Below are 1,049 nucleotides of genomic sequence, written 5' to 3'. Positions count from 1 at the left end.
ACTTCATTGCACCGAACAGTGCCCAGCGGGTGGCATTGACAGCGGTGGCATCCCGCAGCGGTAATTTGAGCTGGCGCTGCACCCGAGCCAAGCGCATTTCCGCCGACAGGCCATTGGCTTTGAGGCGTTTCTTGAGTCCCTTGTCGGTGGCAAAGAAGTCGGCAAGCGACTGATTATCCTTAGCGATATTGCAGTCGTGACAGGCGACGGTCAGGTTGCTCACCCGGCTAGAGCCGTCCCGAGATCTCGCTACCACATGCTCGATCTCCAGGGGCGTATCACCGGTACCGCAGTAGGCGCACTCTCTACCCCATTTTTCGAGCAGGTATTCGCGCACCTCATAGCCCAGGAGCGTGCCTTGCTGGTACTCGACGCCGGAAATCTCCGGGTTTTCCATCTTCTGCATATCGAATCGCACCAGCTCCATGCTCAGGTGAGTCACGGGTGCCCAACGGCACAGCTTGTCCACCCAGGCCATGGTCNCCAGCCCTTCTTGCGCGTCCGGTTGTCGAAGCGTGGCTTGCGATGGCGCAGGTTCTTGCTGCGACGCCGACGCCGAAAACCGGCACGTTGCTCCAAGGCTTGGCGAATCTGGAAGCCCCGATGCACCAACTGAAATAGGCAAAGCACATGGCGGGTTGCCGGTGCCTTTTCTTCCGTTGCGTTGTTTTCCAGCCGCATCAGCGTCAGGCCGGTTTCCTTGCTGCCCGGATCGGCAGCCAGCAGGGTTGGCTGCAAGGTGCAGTCACTCAGGCAGCGATCCCGCAACCGGATCACAAAAGGGGTCAGGTTCACCACCACCGCCCGACCACGCTCCAGCAATAGCCGTGCGCGTTTTTCGCTACACGGCATTAACGGCTGCTTGTTCTTTCCCAATACGAACACCGCCATGCGATCTCCTTCTTCAATAGAACCCTTACGGGCCTGGTGTCTCCCCTCGGGAATGTCTGCAACCGGCTCCTACCTTGTGGTAGCGATCAGAACCTTCGGCGCTTTACCTTTCACCAGCGTGATCCTGACCTTCCAGAGCGCCGAACTGAGCGAAGCAT

At 59.1% G+C, this 1,049-nt stretch carries 1 pseudogene; it reads right to left on the bottom strand.

What is annotated here, in order from left to right:
- Nucleotides 1-852: pseudogene (gene iscB / locus DU506_RS21255) on the bottom strand (RNA-guided endonuclease IscB); the annotation flags it as partial.
- Between the last annotated feature and the right edge of the window lie 197 nt (nt 853-1,049).

It is taken from the genome of Vreelandella rituensis (assembly GCF_003336665.1).
GTDB classification, from domain to species: Bacteria; Pseudomonadota; Gammaproteobacteria; order Pseudomonadales; family Halomonadaceae; genus Vreelandella; species Vreelandella rituensis.
Note: the sequence above shows the minus strand (reverse complement) of the source record. Positions and strands in the feature narration are given on the sequence as shown.